The organism is Embleya sp. NPDC059237 (assembly GCF_042754105.1).
In the GTDB taxonomy this organism is placed as follows: domain Bacteria; phylum Actinomycetota; class Actinomycetes; order Streptomycetales; family Streptomycetaceae; genus Embleya.
In genome coordinates this window covers 520302-535791 of record NZ_JBHZAE010000004.1, presented here as the reverse complement: position 1 = coordinate 535791, position 15490 = coordinate 520302, and the positions used below count along the sequence as shown (strand labels likewise).

The 15490-nt window shown below is 73.0% G+C and carries 13 protein-coding genes; 8 read left to right on the top strand and 5 right to left on the bottom strand.

The window, feature by feature from the left end; translation table 11 throughout:
* The first annotated feature begins 12 nt into the window (after positions 1 to 12).
* From ACFXKZ_RS16495 to ACFXKZ_RS16485, 3 genes are all read left to right on the top strand, one after another.
* Positions 13 to 3840 (top strand): VWA domain-containing protein, encoded by a 3828-nt coding sequence (locus ACFXKZ_RS16495; RefSeq protein ID WP_380000902.1) that lies wholly within the window; start codon positions 13 to 15, stop codon positions 3838 to 3840.
* Between the two features lie 5 nt (positions 3841 to 3845).
* Entirely contained in the window at positions 3846 to 4643 is a 798-nt protein-coding gene (locus tag ACFXKZ_RS16490; protein ID WP_380000900.1) for a PhzF family phenazine biosynthesis protein, read from the top strand.
* A 119-nt stretch (positions 4644 to 4762) separates the two neighbouring features.
* Positions 4763 to 5215: a VOC family protein gene (locus ACFXKZ_RS16485; protein WP_380000898.1), complete on the top strand. Its 453-nt coding sequence runs from the start codon at positions 4763 to 4765 to the stop codon at positions 5213 to 5215.
* Positions 5216 to 5235: 20 nt separating this feature from the next.
* On the opposite strand, the gene ACFXKZ_RS16480 is transcribed toward ACFXKZ_RS16485, so the two are convergent.
* On the bottom strand, positions 5236 to 6147 hold the full coding sequence (locus ACFXKZ_RS16480; protein ID WP_380000896.1) for a LysR family transcriptional regulator: 912 nt from the start codon (positions 6145 to 6147) through the stop codon (positions 5236 to 5238).
* 128 nt (positions 6148 to 6275) lie between these two features.
* Here ACFXKZ_RS16480 and ACFXKZ_RS16475 point away from each other — a divergent pair, with 128 nt between their 5' ends.
* A complete protein-coding gene (locus ACFXKZ_RS16475; protein WP_380000894.1) occupies positions 6276 to 7778 on the top strand; it encodes an MFS transporter in 1503 nt (500 codons plus the stop codon).
* Positions 7775 to 8545, top strand: a complete 771-nt coding sequence (locus ACFXKZ_RS16470) for a siderophore-interacting protein (protein ID WP_380000892.1) — start codon at positions 7775 to 7777, stop codon at positions 8543 to 8545. Before ACFXKZ_RS16475 ends, ACFXKZ_RS16470 begins: the two co-directional genes overlap by 4 nt.
* A gap of 76 nt (positions 8546 to 8621) precedes the next feature.
* On the opposite strand, the gene ACFXKZ_RS16465 is transcribed toward ACFXKZ_RS16470, so the two are convergent.
* A complete protein-coding gene (locus tag ACFXKZ_RS16465; protein ID WP_380000890.1) occupies positions 8622 to 9029 on the bottom strand; it encodes an RNHCP domain-containing protein in 408 nt (135 codons plus the stop codon).
* 2 nt (positions 9030 to 9031) lie between these two features.
* On the bottom strand, positions 9032 to 9415 hold the full coding sequence (locus ACFXKZ_RS16460) for an RNHCP domain-containing protein (RefSeq protein ID WP_380000887.1): 384 nt from the start codon (positions 9413 to 9415) through the stop codon (positions 9032 to 9034).
* Positions 9416 to 9818: 403 nt separating this feature from the next.
* On the opposite strand from ACFXKZ_RS16460, the gene ACFXKZ_RS16455 reads away from it, so the two are divergent.
* The gene (locus tag ACFXKZ_RS16455) at positions 9819 to 10310 is read left to right on the top strand and encodes a GNAT family N-acetyltransferase (protein WP_380000885.1); all 492 of its coding nucleotides are present in this window, start codon (positions 9819 to 9821) and stop codon (positions 10308 to 10310) included.
* A 41-nt stretch (positions 10311 to 10351) separates the two neighbouring features.
* Here the strand turns inward: ACFXKZ_RS16455 and gdhA are convergent, their stop codons facing one another.
* Positions 10352 to 11713, bottom strand: coding sequence for an NADP-specific glutamate dehydrogenase (gdhA, locus tag ACFXKZ_RS16450; RefSeq protein ID WP_380000883.1), 1362 nt, complete (start codon positions 11711 to 11713; stop codon positions 10352 to 10354).
* 192 nt (positions 11714 to 11905) lie between these two features.
* On the opposite strand from gdhA, the gene ACFXKZ_RS16445 reads away from it, so the two are divergent.
* Together ACFXKZ_RS16445 and ACFXKZ_RS16440 are read left to right on the top strand one after the other, a co-directional pair.
* On the top strand, positions 11906 to 12856 hold the full coding sequence (locus tag ACFXKZ_RS16445; protein ID WP_380000882.1) for a glutamate ABC transporter substrate-binding protein: 951 nt from the start codon (positions 11906 to 11908) through the stop codon (positions 12854 to 12856).
* Positions 12857 to 12953: 97 nt separating this feature from the next.
* The gene (locus tag ACFXKZ_RS16440) at positions 12954 to 13871 is read left to right on the top strand and encodes an LLM class F420-dependent oxidoreductase (protein ID WP_380000880.1); all 918 of its coding nucleotides are present in this window, start codon (positions 12954 to 12956) and stop codon (positions 13869 to 13871) included.
* Positions 13872 to 13976: 105 nt separating this feature from the next.
* On the opposite strand, the gene ACFXKZ_RS16435 is transcribed toward ACFXKZ_RS16440, so the two are convergent.
* Complete coding sequence (locus ACFXKZ_RS16435) at positions 13977 to 15191, bottom strand: pyridoxal phosphate-dependent aminotransferase (protein ID WP_380000878.1); 1215 nt, start codon at positions 15189 to 15191, stop codon at positions 13977 to 13979.
* Between the last annotated feature and the right edge of the window lie 299 nt (positions 15192 to 15490).

The following is a 15490-nucleotide window of genomic DNA, read 5'->3' as shown; positions in this document are numbered from 1 at the left end:
GGAAAGGTTCACGTGGACGCGACCGACCGACACGACCGCCCCCGCGAGACCGCGGGCACGTTGCGGGCGCATTGGGCCTGGTACCACGACGGCGCGGTGCCGGCGTGCAGCGCGGGACCCGAACGGCGGGAGCATTTCGAGCGGTTGGTGCGACCCACGCTGGACGAGTACGCGCCGCCCGGCTGGGTCGGGGTGACCGGCGCCGGGCGCGAGGACTCGTTCGTCGCGATGACGCTGCGCGATCCGGAGGGGGTGCGCTACTTCACCGCGCCCTACGCCGAGATCGCCGCCGCCGGTGCCACGTACACCGCACTGTGGCTGGCCTTTCGCGGCATCGACCTGCCCACCGACCGGGAACGGCCGCTCCGGGTACGGCTGCCCGGGCCGCCGCCGGCCGTCGGCTTGCACCCGGCCGACTTCGAATGGCTCGCGGGGGTCGCGGCGGCGGTCCTGGCCGGCCCAGTGGTGATCACCGGCGCCGACCGCCTGGACAGCCGGGCCCGGCTCGAACTCCTGGACCGGATCACCGCGTTGCTCCCGTACGGCTGCCGTGCCGGACTGCGCTTCGCCACCTCGCTCGGCCCCACCGGCCGACTGCGCCCCCGACTCGCCTTCGGCCGGGTGCCCACGCCGGGGACGGTCCGGGTCGCCCTGGACGGCGTGCCGGCCGTGCCCGACCTCCCCGCCGCCCGTGCCTACCTGGGCGAACTGACCATGCTGCGCCGCCGCATCGGGCTCGACGCGCTGGTGGCCGCGCTCGCGACGCTGCGCGAGGCGGGCACGCCGGTGGCCGGGGACCGCCTGCTCGGGCTGCTCGCCGAGGTGGGCGCTCGGTTCGGGCCGGACGCGGGAGCGGGGGGCGCGAGCGGGTCGGGCGTGCGGGTCGGGTCGGCCCCGGGGGCGGAACCGGGCCGTGCAGCCGCCCGGTTCGCCGCCGGCGATCCGGCCGGGCCGAGTTCGCGTGCGCCGGGCGTGGAGGCGCGGGCGGCATCGGCACGCCCGTCGCCGTCGCCCGCCCGGCCGGCGTCCCCGCCACCGGCACGTCCGTCGCCCCCGTCGCCGATGGAGCGGCTGCTCGGCGGCGACGTCGCGCTGGCCGCGCCGATCGCCGAGCGCTGGCGGGCCGAGGACGGCGACGAGGTGACTCGGGACATGGCCGCCGCGCTGCGCGCCCGCCCGGCGAGCCTGGCGCTGGGGTGGAATACGGCGGTGGCGGCCGGGCGCGGGGATCGGCTCGTGCACGTCCTGCTCGGCCCGGTGCCGCCGCTCCTGGCCGGCTCCACCCCGCCCGCCGGCCTCGACGCGCGGGCCCTGCGCGTGCCCGAACCCTCGGTCAACGGCGCGGGTAAGGCCGACGCGGACGTGGTCTCCCCGGAGGCGCTGGTCGCCGATCTGTGCCGACTGCTGGGGCCCACCCCGACCACCGAGGTGCCCGCGCTCTACGACGCGTTGTGGAACCACCCCGTGGTGCTGCGCCGCCTCCTGGACACCGCGGGCGCCGACCTGGGCGCGTGGTTGGAAGTGATCCGCCCGTGGGACGACCGGGCGCCGGAGTGGTTGGCGCCGTACGCGCTGCTCGCGGGCGAGCGGTTGCGGCCGGCCGAGATCCCGCCCGCCGAGGCGGTGTTCACCCTGCGCGTGGCCGGACACACCGACACCGCCACGATCGCGGCGGTGCTGCACGACCTGTGGCCGACCCTGGTCCCGCTCACCGAGCAGCGCGCCGACCCCGCCGCGCGCGGACTGGCCGCGCTCCTGGAGAAGCCGCTGGGCCCCGGGGCGCCGGTCGCCGCGCGCGTGCGGGCCGACGTACTGCGGCTGGCGCTCGGCGGTGCGCCGACGGACGGACCCTATGTGGCCGCCGATCTGCTGGCGCTGCGGCACGAGCCGGTCGCCGAGGGGCGGTTCGCCGGGTGGATCGCGGCGCTGCTGCGCGCGGTGGCGGTCACCCCCGAACTGCTCGGCGAACTGGTGCGCGCCGGCGATCCGGCGGTCACCGCCGCGGTCGCGGACGCGGTGCTCGCCGATGCGCGGCTCGCCGAACTGCCCGGCCTGGACGACGCGTGGTGGGCGGCGATCGCCCGGGCCCGCCCGGAGTTGGCCGGGCGCGCCGCGAGCGGCTGGTTCCGCAACGCGCTGCGCGGGGTGGACGCGGTGGCGGCGGCCGGGGTGTGGGCGGGCGAGATCGTGGACGGCGCGGGCCGCCCGCGGCGCGACCTGTACGTGCACGAGGTCGGTCGCTGGTGGCATGCCGCGCCCGACCGCGAACGCGACCTGCTGCTGCCGAGCCTGGAACGGGAGTTGATCGTGCGCGGCGGCACCCCGGCGCAGGCCCGGGAGGAGCTGCGCGCGATCCGGGTGTCGATCGCCGCGCACGCGTGGGGGCCGGAGGCCGCGGCGTCGATCGTCGAACGCGAGCAGGAGGAGTTCGAGACGTTCCGCCGCCACCTCAAGCAGTTGCGGACCGCGCTCAAGCACGGCGACGCGCTGCGGGTGCTGGCGATACCGGCGATCCTCGCGCTGATCGCCCTTTTGGCCGCGGTGCCGCCGGGTGGTGCCGCGGCCGCCGCGCGCCCCACGACCGCGAGGACCGAACCGCCCGACCCCTACGGCGCCGAGCGCCTGATCACCACCCTGGGCGCGGACCGGGAGCGGGTGAACTACGTGATCCTCGTGGACACCTCGGCCTCGATGCAGCGCACCGGGCGTTATGCCACGGCCAGGTCCGCGCTTACCGCTTTCCTGGCCCGGCTGTCCGCGCGCGACCGGGTCGCGCTGGTCACCTTCGACGGTGTGGCGACCGAGCATGGCAACGGCCTGGAGCCGGTCACCGACCCGGCGGCGATGGCCGCGCGCCTGCCCCCGCCGCGCCCGAGCGAGCCGGCCGACGGGATCCCGGCGGGCGGTGCGCCGTCGATCAGGGCCGAGCCGCCGAGCGATGTGCACGCGGCGCTGGAGCGGGCCCTTGTGGTGTTGCGCACCTCCGCGCCGGATTCGGTCGACGGGGTCGTGCTGATCTCGGACGCGGCCCGCGACGCGGTGGGCCCGGACCTGCGCAAGGACTTCGACCGGCTCGGCGAGGAGGGCCGTGCGGTGTCCGGCTTCGCCGTCCCGCTGGCCAGTGACAGCAGTGCGGGGCCGGCCCTGCAGCGGGTGTTGCCGAACACGCGGGTGTTGCGCGACGATCCGGCCGACCCGGGCGTCGCGCTGGCCCAGGTGCGGACCGGCCTGTACCTGCGGCACGCGGCCCGGTTCGTCGACGCGGATCGGGACAAGGGTGTGCAGGCGACCTGGCTGATGCCGCCGCCGGAGCAGCCGGACGCGGTGGACTGCCGTGCCTTCCGGCCGGTTCCGCCGGACCGGCGACTCGATCTGTCCTCGGGGCGCGAGATGTGCCTGCGCCTGGTGGCCGGCACCACTCGGGTGCCGCTCCAGGTGACCCGGTTGCGGGTGGACGGGGTGGGTGTGGTCGGTCTCAAGGACGGCGCGCCGCTGCTGGCTCCCGGGCAGCCGGTGTACTTCTCGGTCAATCTGGCCGCGCGTACGCACCGCACGGACGGCATGTGGGCGGACGCCGGTCACTACGACGCGCGGGCGCGCGTGGTGGGGGAGGTGCACAGTCCGCTGGCCGAGACGATCAAGGAGCAACTTCCCGACGCGCGGCTCGCGCCGCGCACGGACGTCGCGGGCGACGAACTGCTCTACCGGGGCGACGAGCGGGTGGACCTGAGCTGGTGGCCGTGGCTGCTCGCGGGCCTGGGCACGCTCGCCGTCGCCGGGGTGGCGTGGTTCGGATGGTCCTGGGTACGCCCGCGTGTTCGACGTCGTTGGGTACGGTGAGCGGCATGCGCATTTACGTCGTGGACGCGTTCACCGACCGGCCGTTCCGGGGCAATCCGGCGGGGGTGTGCCTGCCCGACGCGGCACATGCCGACGACGTCGCCTGGATGCAGTCGGTGGCGGCCGAACTGGGCTACTCGGAGACCGCGTTCGCGGTGCCGGCCACGGGCGACGCGGCGGACTTCGGGCTGCGCTGGTTCACCCCGCAGACCGAGGTGGACCTGTGCGGGCACGCGACGCTGGCCACCGCGCATGTGTTGTTCGGGCAGGGGTCGGCGCCGGCGTCGCGAATCCGCTTCGCCACCCGCAGCGGGGTGCTGACCGCGTCGCTCGACAGCGCCGGCGTGGTCCTGGACTTCCCGGCGCTGCCGCCGCGCGAGGTGCCGATCCCGACCGAACTGGGCCTGGCGCTCGGGGTGGAGCCGATCCTGGTCGCGGCCGGCGGTGACGACCTGCTGGTGGAGGTGGCGTCGGCGGCGGCGGTGCGTACGGTGGCGCCGGACCTGGCGATGCTGGCCACGCTGCCGTATCGGGCGGTGATCGTCACCGCCGCGGGGGAGGGGCGGGTCGACTTCGTCTCGCGGGTGTTCGCGCCCTCGGTCGGCGTCGCCGAGGACCCGGTCACCGGCTCGGCGCACTGCGTGCTCGGCCCCTACTGGGCCCCGCGCCTGGATCGCCGCCGGATGACCGGCGGGCAACTGTCCGCGCGTGGCGGCACGGTCGGGGTGGAGCTGGTCGGCGACCGGGTACGGCTGTCCGGCGCGGCGGTCACCGTGCTCGAAGGCGACCTGATCACCGACTGAGCCCGGGGGCGACCGGCGGGTTCTCCGCCCGACACGGTGGTGGATCATTGCGCCCGTCGTTGCTAGCGTGCGGGCACCACTGGACCTGACGCACCGTCAGCAACCTCGGGAGTCGCGCCGTGTCCGACGCCGTCAGCTATACCCCGTCCCACCTCGGCGTGTGCGTCACCGACCTGGATCGGGCGCTGCGGTTCTACCGCGACGGCCTGGGCTTCGCCCCCGTGGCCCGCTACGACGTGGGCAACGAGGTCGCACACACCCTGGAGGTCGAGGGTGACGTACGCCTGGTCTCCCAGCTGATCGCCAAGGAGGGCATGGTCGTCGAGCTGCTGTACTACGCCTCGCCCGAACCGCAGGGCGAACCCTCGCGGCGGCGCAATCAAATCGGGCTGACCCACCTGTCCTTCCTGGTCGAGGACGTGGACGCCGCCGCCGCCCGGTTGGTCGAACACGGCGGCACGCTGCTGGCCGGGACCCGGGCGAGCCTGCCGAGCGAGACCGGATCGACCGAACTGGTGTTCCTGGCCGACCCGGACGGTACCCGGATCGAACTCATGCGCCTCGACGGCTGACCCGACCGCCCCGCGCGCCGTCACGTCCTGCCCGCCGTCAACACGTCGCGCACACACCCCCGCAGCCACGCGTGCCCCGGATCGGCGTCGTGGCGCGGATGCCAGGCCAGTCCCATCGGCAGCGGTGGCAACGACAGCGGAACCTCGAAGGTGCGCAACCCCCGAGCCTCGGTCAGGCCGATCAACTGCGCCGCGACCAGGCCGACCAGGTCGCCTTCCAGCAGGATGAACAGCGAGGACGGGTAGGTCGGCACGGCGCCCACCACCCGCCGGGTGAGCCCGAGTTCGGCCAGCGCGGTGTCGACCGGGCCGTGCAGCTTGCCGCGTCGGGACACGATCAGATGCTCGGCCGCGGCGAATCGCTCCGGCGTACACCGGCCGCGCAGGAGCGGGTGCCCGGCCCGGACGCAGCCGACCATACGGTCGTGGAACAGATGCTCGGTCAGCACCTCCGGCGCGGTGGCGTCGATCACGCCCACCTCCAGGTCGGCGATCCCGTCGCGGAGCGCCTGGGTGTCGGTGTGACTCTCCGCCAGGAACTTCAGCCGTACCCCCGGGGCTTCCCGCGCCGCGCGCGTGAACAGCTCCGCGGCGCAGGCCGCGGTGAACGCGTCGTGCGACAGCACGGTGAAGGTGCGGGACATCGTCCGCAGGTCCACCTCGCCGGCCGCGGTGAACAACGTCCGGGCGCGCTCCAGTACCACCCGCACCTCGGATCGGATGGCCAGCGCGTGCGGCGTGGGTACCATCGTGCGCCCGGCCCGGACCAGGACCGGGTCGCCCAGCGCCTTGCGGATCCGGCCCAGTGTGCGGCTCATGGCCGGCTCGGACAGGTGCATCCGCTGCGCCGCGCCGGAGACGCTGCACTCCTCCAGGAGCGCGTCGAGCGCGGTGAGCAGGTTGAGGTCCATCCCGGATTGCGTCACACGCATCCTTTCCATGCGATACATGCATTGGAGTAAATCGGTGCCCCAGCCTACGGTGAAGGAGTCCGGACACGCAGTTCCCCGCACCACCCGTGCTTCCTTTCCTTCGCAGACAGTCAGTTCCTGGGGGACCCATGTCCACGCCCGTCCTGGGCACGTCGGCGCGGCGCGCCGACGGTGCCGAAACCGAACGCGCCGGTTCCTCGCGCGCCGTGCTGATCGCGATGTGCGCCTGTGTGCTGGTCGCGCAGAGCATGGTCGCCGCGATCAACCTGGCCATTCCGCAACTGGCCGCGTCCCGGCTGCATCCGTCCGCCGACAGCATCCTGTGGATCGTCGACGCCTACGTGATCGTCTTCGCCGGCCTGCTGATCCCCGCCGGCGCGCTCGGCGACCGCTACGGCCGCAAGGGCGCGCTGCTCGCCGGGCTCGGCGTGTTCGCCGCCGGGGCCGCGGTCAGTGCGCTCGCCACGAACTCCGCGACGCTGATCGCCGGTCGCGGCATCTCCGGCGCGGGCGCCGCGCTGATCATGCCCGCGACCATGTCCATCCTGATGCACGTCTTCCCGGCCGAACGCCGCCCGCAGGCGATGGCCTCCTGGACGCTCGCGGTCGGACTGGGCGGCCTGCTCGGCAACGTCGGCGGCGGTCTGGTCCAGGAGTACCTGCCCTGGCAGGGCCTGTTCTGGATCATGGTCCCGCTCGCCCTGGTGCTCGCCGCGGTCGTGCAGTGGGTCACCCCCCGCACCGAGACGCATCCGGCCGCGCTCGACCCGATCGGCGCCGCGCTGCTGATCGCCGGTCTGGTCGCGGTGTTGTACGGGATCATCGAGGGCCCGGAGTTCGGCTGGGGCTCCACGCACGTGATCGGCGGCTTCGCGCTGGGCGGCGTGCTCTTGCTCGGCTTCGTGCTGTACGCGCTGCGGGCGAGGAACCCCCTGCTCGACCCGCGCGTGTTCAAGTCCGCCAAGTTGCGGGCCGGCGTGCTCGGGATCGGCGCGAGCTTCTTCGGACTGTTCGCGCTGTTCTTCATCAACGCCCAGTACCTGCAATACGTCAAGGGCTACTCGGCCATGCGCACGGGCTTTGCGATCGTCCCGCTCACGGTCGGCATGGCGCTCGCGCCCAAGGTCGCGGTCAAGGCGCAACAACGCTTCGGCGCCCGGCCGTTGGTGGTGCTGGGCCTGGGCCTGATCGGGGTCGGGTTGTTGTGCATGGCGACGGTGGACGCCCGCACCCCGTACGCGATCTACGCCGCCTACCTGCTGATCCTGTCCGCGGGCATGGGACTGTGCGCGCCCGCGCTCTCCTTCGGCGTGGTCTCCGAACTGCCCAGGCACCAGGCGGGGTTGGGCTCCGGTCTGAACACCGCCGCCCGTGAGATCGGCGCCGCGCTCGGGGTCGCGGTGTTCGGCACCATCCTGGCCGTGCGGTTCGACGGTCAGCCGGCGGTGGAACTGTCCAGGGCCCGCGGCGCGGAACACGCCCGCGTGGTGGACTCGTTCACCGACGCGATGTCGATGGGCCTGCTGGTGGTCGGCGTCCTGGTCCTGGTGGCCACCGCCGCGGTCGCGGTGGGCTATCGCGACCGGGCCGGCACCTCGGCCGTCCGGGTGTCCTCCGGGAGCGCCGCATGAGCCCTGAGACGAGTCGGCGCCGGGGGCCGATGAACCGACTGCTCGACCGGGTGTTCCTGTCCGGCACGATCGTCGAGACCGAGTCGATCGCGGCCCGGATGCGCCGGATCCGGATCGAGGACGCGGGGTTGCGCGGGGTGGCCTGCCGGCCCGGCCAACAGGTCCGGGTGCACGTGAACGACGTGCTCTCGATGACGGGTTGGCGCAAGGGGATGGGCAACCTGCTGCGCACCTACTCGGTCTGGGCCCACGACCCGGCGGCCGGGACGCTGGATCTGTGCGTACTGGACCACGACGGCGGCACGGGGCCGGGAGCCGCGTGGGGTCGGGCGGCGCGGTGCGGTGACCGGGTCCGGTTCGGCCGACCCGAGGGCGGCTTCGTGCTGCGTCCCGACGCGCCGTACCACGTGTTCGTCGGCGAGGAGACCGCGTCGGTGGCACTGGGCGCGATGCTGGCGGCGGTGGGCTCCGGGGCGCATGTGTACGGGGTGATCGAGACCGCGGGCGCGGCCGATCGGCTGCCGATGCCGCACGCCGAACGGCTCACCTGGCTCGAACGCGGCGACGCGTCGGCGGCGTCCTCGGCGACCCTGGCCGCGGCGGTGGGCCGACTGGCGCTGCCCGCGACGCCCGGGGTGGCGTATGTGGCGGGCGAGGCGAGGACGGTCAAGCTGGTTCGGGACCGCCTGGTCGCCGACCACGGCTGGGACCGCAGATCGGTGCTCACCAAGCCCTTCTGGTCGCCGGGACGCACCGGCATGGAGTAGCGGGCCGGGCGTGAACGGGCGCCGGTCGAGCCGTCGACGGCTCGACCGGCGCCCAACCGCCTTTCCGGGCGTCGCCCTACAGCGTGAGCAACGCGCGGATCGGTCGGGTCGAGTCGGTCAGCGGGCGCAGCGCGAGCCGCAGGAGGGCGAGCGGATTGTCGTCGCCCGCGATCCGGTTCGCGCCCAGCTCACCGCAGGACTGGCACTGATGGATCAGCTGCCACTCCCCGTCCGCCCGAACGGACATGCTCAGCACGGTCATCCGTCCCCGGCACTCGGCCGCGCGGTCGCCCGGGACGCGGCGGTCGAGATGCAGGCTGGTCAGACAGTGCGGACAGTGATTGCGATGGGCCGTGCCGGGAGCCGCCAGCGGTACGTCGAGCCGGCACGCCACGCACCGGAATGCGTCGCCGCGCCCGGACCGGCCGTGCGTGACGTCCTTGTACCGCTGGGGGCGCCGGCCGCTCGACCTGTGTCGGCCCATGCTCACAGCTCCCCGAACACTTCGAGCGGGAACGGTGGTTGGGCCAGCGGTCGCACGGCCATCCGGATCAGGATCAGCTGGTTGTCGTCCGGCGCGATGGCACTGGAGGTCAGCTCGTCGCAGCGGATGCACCGATGCACGAGCATCCAGTCGCCGTTGCGCAGCACCGCGATCGAGATCGGCGACATGCGCGCACCGCACTCGGACGGGCCGCCCTCGACGTGGTCCACCACGTGCCGCGAGTGCAGGCAACTCGGGCAGTGGTTGCGCCGGTCGCCGGCGGGGTCGACGGTGGTCACGGTGAGGCCGCAGCGCACGCACCCGAAGGTGTCGACGCGCGGTGACGTGGGGTGATTCCGGCCGGAATCGGTGGTGCCGGTGGACACTCGGAAATCTCCTTGCCGGGAGGTGGGATCACTGGCAGCAAGGAAGCGCCGAGCGGTCTCGGAAGGGTCGTCGCCGCTGTCCTTCACGCGCCGCGCGGTGCGCTGCGGGTGGGGACGGGCGAGCCCACCGGGGGATCAGTGCGGCCCGGGAGGTTTCCCGGTGTCGGATCCGACCGCGGTCGTACGAGGCGCGCTCGGCGCGGGCACGGGCATCAACACCTGATTTCGGTGGAAGGGGGCCGCGCGGGTCGGCGCGGGCAGGACGCGGCGAAGGTAACAGCGGGCGCGGAGCCGGGGCCAACGATTTTCCACACGGGGGCGCGGCGGTGCGGCGGGTGCGGACGGGCCGCGGGCCGGGCGACGGGGTCGCCGGCCGGGCGATCGTTCCTGGCAGACTCGGCGGATGATCGTCAGACTCGCGCAGCAGGCCGATCGGCCCGGATTCCTGACCCTGGCCGCCGAGGTCGAGCACTGGTTCGGGCCGATGGTCGCGGAACCCGGCTTCCACGCGGCCCTGGACGAGCACGTGCGCGACCATCGGGCGCTGGTGGTGCCCGACGACGGGGATCCCGCCGGCGGGCTCCTGGGCGGCCTGCTGTTCGGCACCGAGGCGCCGGTGTACCGGGTGCACTGGCTGGTGGTGTCGGAACTCGCCCGGGGGCGCGGGGTGGGTCGTGCGCTGATGGCCGAGGCGATGCGCCGATTCGGTCCCGGCACCGTCGAACTGGTCACCTTCGGGGCCGACCACCCGGGCGCGGGCGAGGGCGGCTCCCGCGCCTTCTACACGTCCCTGGGCTTCACCCCCGCCGAACCCGCCGCACCGGGCCCCGAGGGCGGCTCCCGGCAGGTGTTCCGCCGCACCGTGGAGCGGGACGTGTCCGTGCGCCCCGAGTAAGTCGGGCCCGCCGCCCGTACGTGGACGGCGGGCCCGGTGGGTCACACCACGCCGAAGGCGGTCATCGCCTCGGCGACCCGCAGGAAGCCGGCCACGTTGGCGCCCAGGACGTAGTCGCCCTCGCGGTCGTGCTCGGCGGCGGTGGCCAGGCACGTGGCGTGGATGTCGCGCATGATCGCGCCGAGCCGGGCGTCGGTGTCGGCGAAGCTCCACGAGGTGCGGGCCGCGTTCTGCGCCATCTCCAGCGCCGAGGTGGCCACCCCGCCGGCGTTCGCCGCCTTGCCCGGCGCGAACGGCACGCCCGCCGCCTTGAACACGTGCACCGCCTCCGGTGTGCACGGCATGTTGGCACCCTCCGCGACCGCCATCAGACCGTGCTTGACCAGGTGCGCCGCGGCGGCCCCGTCCAGTTCGTTCTGCGTCGCGCAGGGCAGCGCGACGTCGCACGGGACCTCCCAGACGGAGCCGCCGTCGACGTAGCGCGCGTGCGCCACCCGGTCGGCGTACTCCGCGATCCGCCCGCGTCGGGTCAGTTTGATCTCCTTGAGCAGGTCCAGGTCGATGCCCTTGTCGTCGACGATGTAGCCCGCCGAGTCGGAGGCGGCGACCACCCGCGCGCCGAGTTCGCGGGCCTTCTCGATCGCGAAGACGGACACGTTGCCCGAACCGGAGACCACCGCCCGCCGGTCCATCAGGTCGTCGCCGCGCACCCGCAACATCTCGGCCAGGAAGTAGACGCAGCCGTAGCCGGTGGCCTCGGTACGCACCTGCGACCCGCCCCAGCCGAGCCCCTTGCCGGTGAGCACCCCGGCCTCGTAGCGGTTGGTGATCCGCCGGTACTGGCCGAACAGGTAGCCGATCTCCCGGCCGCCGACCCCGATGTCGCCGGCCGGCACGTCGGTGTGCTCGCCCAGGTGCCGGTACAGCTCGGTCATGAACGACTGGCAAAAGCGCATCACCTCGGCGTCGGAACGACCCTTCGGGTCGAAGTCCGAGCCGCCCTTGCCGCCGCCGATGCCCAGGCCGGTGAGCGCGTTCTTGAAGATCTGCTCGAAGCCGAGGAACTTCACCACGCTCAGGTTCACCGACGGGTGGAAGCGCAACCCGCCCTTGTACGGGCCGAGCGCGCCGTTGAACTCGACGCGGAAACCCCGGTTGACCCGCACCCGACCGGAGTCGTCGGTCCACGGCACCCGGAACATCAGCTGCCGCTCCGGCTCCACCAATCGCTCCAGGAGCGCAGCGTCGGCCAGCTCGGGACGCCGGGCCAGCACCGCGCCGAGGCTTTCCAGCACCTCGTGCGCGGCCTGGTGGAACTCGGGCTCGCCGGGGTTGCGGCGCAGCACTTCGTCGAAGGTCGCCGCGGCCGGTCCGGTCAGCTCGGCGAATGCCTGGTGGCTCATGGGTGGTTGTCCTTTCGTCGAACGGGCCCGTCGCGCGCGATCGGGTGCGGTTACGCTATCCGCCGCGCGGCCCGTTCCGATCCGCGCCGGACCGCGGCGCCGGTCAGAGGGAACGCCCTCAGTGATCGCGAACCGCGACCTGGGATGCTGCATTCCGTGTGGCCCAAAAGACTTGATGCAGCGTCACTTCCCGTGGCGGCCCTGGCGACGGTGCTCCTCGCGTCCGGATGCGGATCCGGCGGCGGGGGCGACTCCGGCGCGTCGTCCGCGCCGCCTGCCCGATATGCACCGATCGAGGTGGGGGTGCCGGATCCCAAGCTCGCGTCCCCGGTTCCGGCGCCGCCGTGCGACCCGAGTCGGAGCCTGACCCCCGCCGGCCCGCCCCGGGCGGGCGCGATGCCGACCGGCTCGACGATGCGCGCGATCCAGGACCGGGGTCGGCTGGTGGTCGGCGTCGACCAGAACACCCGGATGTTCGCCGCGCCCAACGAGGACACCGGAAAGCTGGAGGGCTTCGACATCGACCTGGCCCGGAAGGTGGCCGAGGCGATCTTCGGCGACGTGGACCGCGTCCAGTTCAAGACCATCCCGCCGGGTCGACGGATCGACGTATTGCTCAAGAACGAAGTGGACATGGTGGTGGACGCGATGACCATCACCTGCGAGCGCCGGCAACAGGTGGACTTCTCCGCGGTCTACCTCGAGGACGCGCTGCGTTTCCTGGTGCCGAAGCACTCGAAGGTGCAGAGCCTGGACGACCTGGCCGGGAAGTACGTGTGCGTGTCCTCGAACACCACGCCGGAGCGCCGGGTGGCCGAGTCCAAGGCCAAGGTCTACGCGGTGTCCGACCGGACCGACTGCCTGGTCGCACTCCAGGAGGGCCGGGTCGCCGCGGCCTACACCAACGCCTCGCTCCTGGAGAGTCTGCGTGAGCAGGATCCGAAGCTGGAGGTGACGGGACCGAAAACCGTCGAGGAGGTCAAGGGCATCGCGATACCCAGGGGCCAGGAGGATTTCGTGCGTTTTCTCAACGCGGTGATGGAACGCATGAAGACCGACGGCACCTGGCAGCGGCTCTACGACACCTGGCTCGCTCCGTCGCTGGGCGCGGCCAAGCCGCCGGCGACCACCTATCGCGACTGAGCGGGGCAGGCGCCGATCGTGGTGCCGCGATCGGGGCGGACGGCCGCTGTGGCAGCGGTTACTGACGATGCGTCAGGTCGCTGCTACGTTGCCGCCCATGTTCCTTTCCCTCGGACTGCCCACGCACCTGGTCGAGGCCGGCGCCGATCTGATTGGCGCCGAGGCCGTGATGGAGATGTCCCGCGCGGCCGAGTCCGCCGGGTTCGACGCGGTCTTCACCACCGACCACCCGTTTCCCGGCGACCGCTGGCTCGCCCACGGCGGCCACCACACGCTGGACCCGATGGTCACGCTGTCCTTCGCGGCGGCGGCCACCACCCGGCTGCGCCTGCATACCAACCTGTTCGTCCCGGCGTACCGCAATCCGTACCTGTCCGCGAAGATGATCTCCTCACTGGACGCGCTCTCCGGGGGCCGGCTGATCCTGGGCGTGGGCGCGGGCTACCTGGAGCCGGAGTTCGCCGCGCTCGGCGCCGACTACGCGAATCGCAACGACGTGTTGGACGACGCGCTGCGGGCGATGCGCGCGGCCTGGACCGGGGAGAGCGTCGGGGGGAACACGATGCGGCCGCGGCCCGCGCAGGACCGCATCCCGGTGTGGGTGGGCGGCAACAGCAAGCGGGCGATCCGCCGGGTGGTGGACCTGGGCGACGGCTGGCTGCCGATGCCCGCCCCGGCCGGTGCGTCCCGGCACCTGAAGACCCCCGGCCTGGAGACGCTGGCCGATCTGGCCGCCCGGCTCGACTACGCCCGGGAGTACGCCGCCTCGGTCGGCCGCACCGATCCGATCGACGTCACCTTCATGCCGCGCGGGATGAGCATGTTCGACGGCGACGGGTTCGACCCCGAGGCGATCGTGGCCGACCTGACCGAGCAGGCCGAGGTCGGGGTCACCGGGGTGACGCTGACCGTGCCGGCCACGACGCGGGCGCAATACCTGGAGCAGACCTCGGCGCTCGGCGAGTCGGTGGTGCCGAGGGTGAAGGCGCTGACGGTGCGCCCGCTGCTCGGCTAGCGCGGGCGCAGAGCGCCCCCGCCGGGCGCGGCCGGGCGCCCCACGACACGCGGACCGGCGTCGCGACGACGACGCCGGCCCGCGCGCTCGCCGACCGGCGCCCGATCACTGCCGGTAGGACCCGATGAACTCGCCGATCCGGGTGATCGCGTCGGTCAGGTCGTCGACCTGGGGGAGGGTCACCACGCGGAAATGGTCCGGCTGGTGCCAGTTGAATCCGGTGCCCTGCACGACCAGGATCCGCTGGCTCTGCAGCAGGTCGAAGACGAACTTCTCGTCGTCGACGATCTTGCACACGTCCGGATCGATCCGGGGGAACGCGTAGAGCGCGCCCTTGGGCTTGACGCAGGTCACACCGGGGATCGAGGTCAGCGCCTCGTACGCGGCGTCGCGCTGGGCGTGCAGCCGGCCGCCCGGCAGGATCAGGTCGTTGATGCTCTGGTAGCCGCCGAGCGCGGTGGCGATCGCGTGCTGCGAGGGCACGTTCGCGCACAGGCGCATGTTGGCCAGGATGTTCAGGCCCTCGATGTAGCTGGTCGCGTGCCGCTTGGGGCCGGACAACATCAGCCAGCCGGATCGGAAGCCGGCCACCCGGTACGCCTTGGACAGGCCGTTGAAGGTCAGGCACAGCAGATCGGGCGCGAGGGAGGCGATCGGGACGTGCACCGCGTCGTCGTAGAGGATCTTGTCGTAGATCTCGTCGGCGAGGAGGAGGAGTCCGTGCCGGCGGGCCAGGTCGACGATGCCCTCGAGGATCGGCTTCGGGTAGACCGAGCCGGTCGGGTTGTTCGGATTGATCACCACGATCGCCCGGGTGCGGTCGGTGATCTTGGCCGCGATGTCGTCGAGGTCGGGATACCAGTCGGCGCCCTCGTCGCACAGATAGTGCACCGGGGTGCCGCCGGACAGGCTCACCGCCGCCGTCCACAGCGGGTAGTCCGGCATCGGCACCAGTACCTCGTCGCCGTTGTTCAACAGCGCTTGGAGTGCCATCACGATCAGCTCGGAGACGCCGTTGCCCAGGTAGACGTCGTCGACGTCGACACCCTCGATGCCGCGCGTCTGGTAATGCTGGACCACGGCCCGGCGGGCGGAGAGCACACCCTTGGAGTCCGAGTAGCCCTGCGCGGCCGGGAGGCTGCGGATCATGTCATGCAGGATCTCGTCGGGTGCCTCGAAACCGAACGGCGCGGGGTTGCCGATGTTCAGCTTGAGAATCCGGTGCCCCTCGTCCTCGAGGCGTTTCGCCTCGTCGAGAACCGGGCCCCGGATGTCGTAACAGACGTCCGCGAGCTTGCCCGACTGGCGCAGCTCGGGCATCGGACGATTCTGTGGCTGCGACAACTCTTCGACGCTCACCTGGATATCTCCTCCTCGCAGGGCGGTCGCCCGCGCGACCTCGAACACACGGCGAGCGGGCGATCCTGCGAGTCTTCCACGCCGGCGGTGCGGAACGCAGTGGGATATCTGCCACGTGGGCGGCTCGGAGCCCGCTCGTGACCGGTCCGGCACCCCCTCGTGATCGGTCCGGCACCCCTTCGCGACCGGTCCGGTGTCCCCTCGTGACGCCGTCGATCGGCCGCCAAGTGTTCATCCGAGCGTTGCCCGCGTGGCAGATC